This window comes from Peribacillus sp. NPDC096448 (genome assembly GCF_044762675.1).
Taxonomy (GTDB): Bacteria; Bacillota; Bacilli; order Bacillales; family DSM-1321; genus Peribacillus; species Peribacillus frigoritolerans_B.
Genome location: NZ_JBIWEU010000043.1, coordinates 1 through 8,349, shown reverse-complemented (window position 1 = coordinate 8,349; position 8,349 = coordinate 1). Strand labels below are relative to the sequence as shown.

The window sequence follows — 8,349 nt, the reverse complement described above, 5'->3', positions numbered from 1 at the left end:
AAAAGAAACTTAAAATTTTCATTTTTGGGGTATTCATTCTTCTTAGCTTGATGGGCATGTGACGCTACCCCTTAGTGAACTAACGGGTGCGTTAGTTCATTAAGGCTCATTAAAGAAAGTCATTTCCTAACGTACAGGAAACGGCTTTTTTTGCTGGGATTTGCTTAACGTACAAAATACCGAGGTTTGGTGATACCCCTTCTATACGTCTTTTTTCGATGATAAAAAAACCACAAAAAAAATGAAAAGTAAATATACGTGCAAATTATAAAGTAACAGTTCAAAATTAGTTCAAAATAAAAAATCTCAAAAACAATCGTTTTTGAGATTTATGACACAAGAAAAATAGCATATTATTATATGGAAAACTACCATTTATATAGAGAGACTGATCTTTCATAATCGCGCCATATTGCTAAGTAGGGAAATGTGGACGCTTATAAACAGGAAATTTCTTTATCAAAGACAGAAATTTTCTATATGAATCATAATTAGGTTGTTCTGTGCCATTCAAATGTTCAAAAGCACTAGGAGTTTCAATAAATGCTCCTACCTTACCTAATAAGGATATTTTATTTTTTTGTATGGATTCTCCAAATAATTTAATTTCCCCACTGGTAGGAGTTGAAAGGCCTAATAACATCTTTATAAGAGAGGTTTTTCCTGCACCATTTGGACCTAGTAATCCAAATACACTTCCTTGGGGAACTTGAAGGTTTATTTGATTAATACTTTTTTGATAAATTAGATATTTCTATAACATTCTTATTCACCATTATTCATTACTCCTTTTAATAAAATGCAGGTTGTTACCATTCTTTTTTCCGAAAAGAAAGTGAGCCACCTAATATATAAATGAATGAAGTTATAGCAACAATTACATAAAGGCTTAATAAATCTACTCTAGGAGAAAATTGTGTGCCCTTTGGCATCATAGTATAAAAAGGTAATGTAGGAGGAAACCAGCTACCTAAGTTAGAATGCATTCCTGTTAGTAACACATTAGGAATTATTAAGCCGAGTACAATTACTAACGAGGCACCAAAGTTCCTGATATATATAGATATCCAGGCTTGCAATGCTAATAAGGGAATAATAGCTATAATACCACCAACTAAACTTTTAAATATAAGAAATAATGGTAATGATCCTTCTACTCCTAAAATTTGACCAACCGCAAAATAACTTAGAAAAAAGAACAATTGAGTGATCACTAAAAATAACAAAACCCATATCATTTTCGATAAATATATATAATGTTTAGGTATAGTAGCAGTTAAAATGTTTTTCCAGCTATTATTATTATGTTCATAACGATATAACAATGTAGTGAACAAACCAGCTAACAAAGGGAAGAAGAACATCGAGTGGAAATTAGCTGCATAAGTATAGTAATTATTCCAATTTGATGAAAAATCTTGACCTAAGGCAATAAAAGAAATAAAGCTATTTATTAATGTTTCACAAATAATTAGTAGAAAGAAAAAATACCATTGAATTTTTATTTTTTCTGAATTTAGGCTACGTATAAACATTTATTGACTCCTTTTTCTTAATGAGTTTCTTGCTTAGAAAACTTTATTGCTCCTAAAATTAAAAATAATACCCCCACAAATAATCCTTTCCAAACCCAATCTATAGAATGGGCTAATAATGGAGTAGATAATGGAGAATATGACCAAGGTAAGAAGTTAACCATAATCGAAGAAGAGCGTGCTAAGAATAAACTTGAAACTGCTCCAATTATCCCAATTAGAATTGGAATAGCTTGATTTTTAATACTTAGTGACAACCATAATTGAATTGCTATAGTAGGCAGAGAAGCTAAAAATGAAAAAGCTATTTGTTTTAAGAGTAAAGTCCAAATTATTTGATTAAAGCCTGCAAAGGCTGACCAGATAACAATAGAACCTAATAATATTAAGAGGCTTGTAATTGCTAATAAAAAAATTACTAATATGGTTTTACTAAAAAAAATCTGGATTTTAGAAATTGGAAGTGCAAATATCTTTTTCCAACTATTAGAATCATGTTCATTTCCTGCAATAATTGACGATAAAAGAGTGGATATAACCATGAGAGTAAAATGGAGAAATAAATTTAAAATGGCAACTATAAAAATACCTTTTGATTCACTTATTTTATCGCTCCAAAAATACGATTGAACAGCCACTACTACGCTTAAGCCTATACTTCCAATTACAATAGTTCCTAATACAGGAATCTTCTTTAGTTTTAGCCAATCTGCTAATAAAAGGCGAAGCATCATAAACTTTGCCCCTTTCCAGTTAAGTTTAGAAAGATATCTTCTAATGATCTTTTGTGTTCGTTAACCTTATAAATAAGGTTCTTCTCTATTACCAAAGATTCAACAATTTTGGGGATATCTTTACGACTAATGGAGTTTACAAGCAGGCCATTAGCTTTGTTATTTACTTCCCACCCTTGATTTTTTAGCTGTGCATAAGCTAATTCAGGGTTACCGACTTCAAGATAAAGCTGAGATTTATTTTTATCTTGTAAAATTTCTAATTTATTCTGAAAAACTAAATTGCCTTCATTTATAATTCCAACATGTGTAGCCATGGCATTAATTTCACTTAGTAAATGACTAGAAACCATCACTGTGATACCAAATTGCTTAGGCATTTCTATAATTAATTCTCTTATTTCCTGAATTCCTGAAGGATCTAAACCATTTGTTGGTTCATCTAATATTAGCAACTTCGGTGCACCTATTAATGCAGAGGCAATACCTAATCGTTGCTTCATACCTAGAGAGTAATGTTTGACAGGTTTGTGTGCATCTTTAGTTAGGCGTACTAATCTTAGTACTTCATCAATTCTGCTTTTTTTTATGTCTAACATAGTAGCTATTACTTCAAGGTTTTTATATCCACTTAAGTGTCCATAGTATGAAGGAGATTCAGCAAGAGATCCAACTTTAGATAAAATAGAAGATCTATTCTTTAATAGATCTTTATTAAAAATTGCTATTTGGCCATTAGAAGGTTTAATTAAACCTAATAGCATCTTAATAGTAGTCGTTTTACCTGCTCCATTAGGTCCTAAAAATCCGTATATACTTCCTTCAGGTACCTCTAAGTTTAAATTGTTTACTGAATTTATTTTCCCATGCTTTTTTGTTAAGTTTCTCGTTTCAATTACAGATTTATTCATTAATTATTCACCTCGCTTATATTCTACTAAACTTAAGTAAACACAAAGTAAACAGGATACTAATAATTAATTATTAGTATCCTGTAAACTAATTTTGATTAATGTACCTTCATTAATTTTACTCTCAACACTAATTTTACCTTGATGAGCGACTATGAAAGATTGAGCGATACTCATTCCTAAACCACTACTATGGGAACGATTGTATTTAGAATTTCTATAATACTTTTCAAATAAATGTTCTAAAGTATCTTTGTCCATTCCAATTCCGTTATCTTTTATGTATATATTAAGGTTCTCATTGTAAGAAATACTGATTGATATGTTAGTCTCTTGGGGATTATGAACTATTGCATTGATTAAGAGATTAGATAATGCTCTATTCATAAGTTTTTCGTCTATGTTCATATGTAAAGAATAAATGTTTGTCTCAAAACTTAGATTATAACCTTCTGCGAGAGGGCTGTTTGCCATATCTATCACAATATTTTCAATAAAATCTATAATATCAAGATTTTTTAATGAAACGATTAAATCCCCATTCTCAGATTGAAATAAAAGATTCATATCATCAATAAGTGATTCTATATAGAGGGATTTTTCATAAATTATCTTTAATGAATTAGACTTTTCTTCCTCTGACCATTTGTAATCAGATGATAACAATAAACTCGAATAAGCTTTAAGATAGGAAAGTGGGGTCTTTAAATCATGAGATACACCGGATAACCATTCTTTTTTAGATTGATCTAATTGTTTTTGAAATCTTTTGTTCTGCTCTAAAGTATAGGTTAGTTGTTCCATATGATCTTCCAACTCTTCAAAGTATTGAGTTGATTTCCTCAACCATTTAGGTATGCCTTTTTTTAAATAAGGCATATAAGTTTTTTTATATGGTTTTTCTAACTTTCCTTGAGATAGACGCTTAATCCAAGAAATTAAGTAAAACATAGGTTGTATTACATACCACCCATATAAACCTGCAAATACGACAAATGAAATACTAAATATTATAGCAGCATAAATGTGGAAATAATGTGTTGGTATAATAAAGTCCGTTAATAGCCGAGCCAATATAATATAGATGAACAACATAAACAATCCTAATAAACCAAGAACACTAGTGAAGTGAAAAATAAAACGAAAAAATATTTTCAATTCTGTTGCTCCTCGTCTTTTAATATTAATTTATAACCTAGGCCCCTTACATTTACTAAAATAGATGGTTTTTTTTTTGGTTCTACCTCTATTTTTTTTCTCAATCTAGAAATATGAATAACTACCGTCTTCTCATCACCAAGGTAAAAATCTCCCCAAACTTTTTGATATAGTTGCCTAACGCTAAATATACGATTAGGATGCTCACATAAAAAAATTAGTAGTTCAAATTCTTTAGCCGGACAATCAATATAAGTTTCACCAACACGAATTTGACCAGATTCTTTTAATACTTGAACATTGTTATTTAGTTTGAATGTTTTTTCTCCAAATTCTTTTGGTTCATTTGCTATAAATTCTTGTCTTCTTAAGTTTGCTTTTACTCGTGCAATTACTTCTAAAGAATTGAAAGGTTTTGTTATGTAATCATCTCCTCCAATAGTTAACCCCATAATTTTATCCATATCAGTTCCTTTAGCAGTTAGAAATATAATAGGTGTATTTATTTGGGTACGCATTTGTCTACATACTTCTAAACCGTCTATATCAGGTAACATTATATCTAAAATAATAAGATCAAAAGATTGCTCTTTAATTTTATTTAGAGCTTCTATCCCAGTTGTAGCTGTATGTATGTTTTGAAATCCATCCTTTCTTAATGATAACTCTAGTACATCCAATAAGCCTCTTTCATCGTCTACTAACAGTAACGAATAATTCATTATGTCCCTTCTTTCCTAAAAATAGTAATATATTCTACTGATATTATATCGAACAAACAAAAAAAGCACTTATTACAGAAAGAAGTTCTAACAGGCCTTATTAATTTACAAAGGGATTATCCTGAAATTAGTTGGGGGGATCTCCAAACTGAATTAAACAATATTCATCAACAAATGAATCAACAATTCACAATACTATGGGCTGTACTTGCAGTTGTCTCTTTAATTGGTTGTTTTGGAATTGTTAATACGCTTAGTGCCAGCATTCATGCCCAGAGGAGAGAATATGCAATCTTAAGGACAGTTCGCATTACACCTTATGAATTAAACAAAATCATTGTCTTACAAGGGGTTCTATTTAGTAGTATTGCAACCATCATTGGGACAGTAACCGGAATACTAATGACTTACGGATTCTCAGTGGCTTTAGATGCCAAATTTATAATCTCGTGGAATACCTTAATAATTCTAGCGTGTTCAGTATTAATAATTTCGTTTGTTGTTTCAATTCCATTTGCAAAACATCTAGGAAAAAAATCAATTACAGCAGAGTTGATCATCGAGTAATACTTGCAAAAAGAAGCCGATTTAAAGGGTTGAATAACGACCCTTTAAGTCGGCTTTTGTAAAGGATTTTACTTAAACAAACGGGTAGCAGGAGTTTAAGATTGGAGCTGCCATTTTGGCAGTTTTTCTTGTTTCATTAACGGGAGATTAGTTGAATAAGCAGGTATATTTAGTTGAATCGAGAAATTTTATAAGGTGTGTAGTTATTCAATACTAGGAGCCTATTTTTTTAAACATAAAAAAAGAGACCATCTTTCTGAATACATTCATTTTACACTTATTTACATCTATCGTGCCGTTTTTGGACTTATCTCGGACTTACCCCTATTCAACAATTGGGCCAGATTGTAGAAGATCATACTCAGAGGTGCGCGCTAACAAGATCTCCTTTTGGGGGTGAAGGTTACTAAGTAAATCAGGAAGCTCTAAATTAATTCCTAGCTTGTTCTGTTAAAATATTACTATCAAAAATAGAGGGTGAACCAGAAATGACAAATTTAAACTACCTAGAACCTGGTATTCAAAAATTAGTTACGCAGTTTATCAATAGCAGTCGTACGTCAGCAAGTAAACAAACAATTCAGGATCGTCGGAAGGGATATCTGAGCTCAATTAATTTAGCTGGCGAAGCCTTGCCAGTATGGGATGTTTTTGAACAAACAATCGATGACTTACGGCTTCGTATATACAAGCCATTGGATCAAGGTAACCTTCCAATTATGATTTATTATCATGGAGGGTGTTTTGTTAGTGGTGACTTCGAAACTCATGATCGCCAGTTGCGACAGATAGCTAACTTGGGAGGCGCTTTAGTTATCGCTGTTGATTATCGGTTAGCTCCAGAGCATGTTTATCCAGCAGCTCATGACGATGCGGTGAAATCCGTTCATGTCGTACGCCAGCATGCTTTATCTTGGGGAGGGAATCCAGACAACATTTCTATTGCTGGCGACAGCGCAGGTGGACATCTTGCTTTAGTAACGTGTTTACGATTAAAAAAACAAGGCCATTTGATGCCTAAACGACAAATTCTAATTTACCCAATGCTTGATGCAAAGGCATCAAGCGATAGTTATAGAAAATTCGGTGATGATTATGTGGTGACAGCCGATGCTTTAGTAAGTGGCTTTGAGGCTTATTTATCAAATTGTCTACCTCTTGAGCACCCAGAAGCAAGTCCGTTATACTCGGATGATCTTGAAGGACTACCAGAAACTCACATTTTAACTGCTGAATTTGACCCTCTTGTTGACGAAGGTGAAGATTTTTATCGTCGTTTACTTAATGCAGGGGTAGAGGCACAATGCCAACGGTACCTTGGAGTTACACATGGCTTTTTTCAGTTAGGTGGTATTAGCCTAGCAGGTAGAAAGGCAATTCAAGATGTCGCTACTATATTATCTAATTGAGATTATAAAAAGATTTTATTAGGTGGCGGTTAAATGGATAATTGTCTTAATAGTATATTATCAATTGTCTAACCTAGAAAATTAATGATTACTCCATTAAGGACGAGATTCTGGAAGAAGATTCGCTTTTCTTAATGAACTACCATGAAAATAAGTTTCTTTAATAATGAAAAATGACAATACTTAAGAAGACCCTGCTCAATCGTTTAAAAAAAGAGGAGAGCGTTAATTAATTAGTCTATGGATTGGGGGTGACTGGATTAAGGTCAGTATCAGTATGGACACTTCCTAACCATTTTCATTCTTTGTGGTGAATCGCCGATTTTTGCGATTCATGGATGGCTAACGGGTGCGTTAGCTGAAGATCGGAGCTGCCTTTAAGGCAGCTTTTTATTATGGAACTATCGGGGCAGGATAGTTGAAGAGTGCTGTTTGATCTTTATTCAACAATTGGGCTATTTAATTGAATTTTAGTAATTGAATAAATATTCAAATAGTTGTATAATTATGTAAAATTTATAAGAGGTGGGGAGTATATATGCAACTTATACCTGAGTCTTCAGATTTGACCGATTATTTAAAGGAGTTAGATGTAGTTGACTATTCACATCTTTTAATCCAAAAAAAAGTTGATGAAATCTTTGTCAACGAACTTTCAGAAATAGAAAAGGTTAAAGTAGCTTTTGAATTTGTACGAGATAAAGTATCTCACTCTTGGGATATTCAAAGTAAAAGAGTTACTTGTAAAGCATCAGAGGTACTTGAATATCAAGAAGGTATTTGTTATGCAAAATCTAATTTGTTAGCAGCTTTATTAAGATCAGAAGGAATCCCAACTGGTTTTTGTTATCAACGGCTAATGATATTTGATACTCCAGAAGAAGGTTATTCTCTACATACATTAAACGGAGTTTTCCTAAAGTCGTTAAATCGTTGGATTCGTTTAGATGCTCGTGGAAATAAACCAGGAGTACAAGCTGAATTCTCGGTAAACGAAGAAATTCTTGCTTTTCCAATTAGAAAAGAGTTTGATGAAAAAGATTATCCTATCATATATACAAGCCCTAATCATAAGACTATTACTACTTTAGAGGCAAATACGGATGCATTAGAAATGTACATACACCATTTACCTGATGTTTTATAAATATTCAATTACCTATCTTAAATAAAAATCCATAAAGTTTCACTAACGGGCGCGATTATTGAAGAAGTTTCGCTTTTCTTAATGAACTCCCATGAAAATTAAAAAAGCTCAAAATCCAGAAAAAACCACAACAAAATAGACCCAGTAAAAACGCTTTTTAAAAAAG

9 protein-coding genes are annotated in these 8,349 nt (G+C 32.1%); 3 read left to right on the top strand and 6 right to left on the bottom strand.

The genetic code is table 11. The features are described from left to right. Window positions 1-415: 415 nt before the first annotated feature. The 6 genes from ACIQ0C_RS26825 to ACIQ0C_RS26800 form a co-directional block, all read right to left on the bottom strand. Window positions 416-721, bottom strand: a complete 306-nt coding sequence (locus ACIQ0C_RS26825) for an ATP-binding cassette domain-containing protein (protein ID WP_403065837.1) — start codon at window positions 719-721, stop codon at window positions 416-418. A gap of 88 nt (window positions 722-809) precedes the next feature. Further along, window positions 810-1,535: an ABC transporter permease gene (locus ACIQ0C_RS26820; RefSeq protein WP_403065834.1), complete on the bottom strand. Its 726-nt coding sequence runs from the start codon at window positions 1,533-1,535 to the stop codon at window positions 810-812. A gap of 17 nt (window positions 1,536-1,552) precedes the next feature. After that, window positions 1,553-2,269, bottom strand: coding sequence for an ABC transporter permease (locus tag ACIQ0C_RS26815; protein ID WP_403065831.1), 717 nt, complete (start codon window positions 2,267-2,269; stop codon window positions 1,553-1,555). Further along, on the bottom strand, window positions 2,266-3,180 hold the full coding sequence (locus tag ACIQ0C_RS26810) for an ABC transporter ATP-binding protein (RefSeq protein WP_403065828.1): 915 nt from the start codon (window positions 3,178-3,180) through the stop codon (window positions 2,266-2,268). The genes ACIQ0C_RS26815 and ACIQ0C_RS26810 overlap by 4 nt, the downstream gene beginning before the upstream one ends. A 66-nt stretch (window positions 3,181-3,246) precedes the next feature. After that, window positions 3,247-4,338 carry a sensor histidine kinase gene (locus tag ACIQ0C_RS26805; RefSeq protein ID WP_403065825.1) on the bottom strand — a complete coding sequence of 364 codons (1,092 nt, stop codon included), beginning with the start codon at window positions 4,336-4,338 and terminating at the stop codon, window positions 3,247-3,249. After that, window positions 4,335-5,060 (bottom strand): response regulator transcription factor, encoded by a 726-nt coding sequence (locus ACIQ0C_RS26800; RefSeq protein ID WP_403065822.1) that lies wholly within the window; start codon window positions 5,058-5,060, stop codon window positions 4,335-4,337. Before ACIQ0C_RS26800 ends, ACIQ0C_RS26805 begins: the two co-directional genes overlap by 4 nt. A gap of 174 nt (window positions 5,061-5,234) precedes the next feature. Here ACIQ0C_RS26800 and ACIQ0C_RS26795 point away from each other — a divergent pair, with 174 nt between their 5' ends. From ACIQ0C_RS26795 to ACIQ0C_RS26785, 3 genes are all read left to right on the top strand, one after another. Further along, window positions 5,235-5,627 (top strand): FtsX-like permease family protein, encoded by a 393-nt coding sequence (locus tag ACIQ0C_RS26795; RefSeq protein WP_403065819.1) that lies wholly within the window; start codon window positions 5,235-5,237, stop codon window positions 5,625-5,627. Between the two features lie 488 nt (window positions 5,628-6,115). Next, window positions 6,116-7,036 (top strand): alpha/beta hydrolase, encoded by a 921-nt coding sequence (locus tag ACIQ0C_RS26790; protein WP_403065816.1) that lies wholly within the window; start codon window positions 6,116-6,118, stop codon window positions 7,034-7,036. 538 nt (window positions 7,037-7,574) lie between these two features. Then, the gene (locus ACIQ0C_RS26785) at window positions 7,575-8,183 is read left to right on the top strand and encodes a transglutaminase-like domain-containing protein (protein WP_403065814.1); all 609 of its coding nucleotides are present in this window, start codon (window positions 7,575-7,577) and stop codon (window positions 8,181-8,183) included. The last annotated feature ends 166 nt before the right edge of the window (window positions 8,184-8,349 follow it).

Excerpts from the sequence above, each read along its gene's own strand:
- ACIQ0C_RS26820 (WP_403065834.1), bottom strand. The coding sequence starts at position 1,535 with ATGTTTATACGTAGCCTAAATTCAGAAAAAATAAAAATTCAATGGTAT.
- ACIQ0C_RS26815 (WP_403065831.1), bottom strand. The coding sequence starts at position 2,269 with ATGATGCTTCGCCTTTTATTAGCAGATTGGCTAAAACTAAAGAAGATT.
- ACIQ0C_RS26810 (WP_403065828.1), bottom strand. The coding sequence starts at position 3,180 with ATGAATAAATCTGTAATTGAAACGAGAAACTTAACAAAAAAGCATGGG.
- ACIQ0C_RS26800 (WP_403065822.1), bottom strand. The coding sequence starts at position 5,060 with ATGAATTATTCGTTACTGTTAGTAGACGATGAAAGAGGCTTATTGGAT.
- ACIQ0C_RS26795 (WP_403065819.1), top strand. The coding sequence starts at position 5,235 with ATGAATCAACAATTCACAATACTATGGGCTGTACTTGCAGTTGTCTCT.
- ACIQ0C_RS26790 (WP_403065816.1), top strand. The coding sequence starts at position 6,116 with ATGACAAATTTAAACTACCTAGAACCTGGTATTCAAAAATTAGTTACG.
- ACIQ0C_RS26785 (WP_403065814.1), top strand. The coding sequence starts at position 7,575 with ATGCAACTTATACCTGAGTCTTCAGATTTGACCGATTATTTAAAGGAG.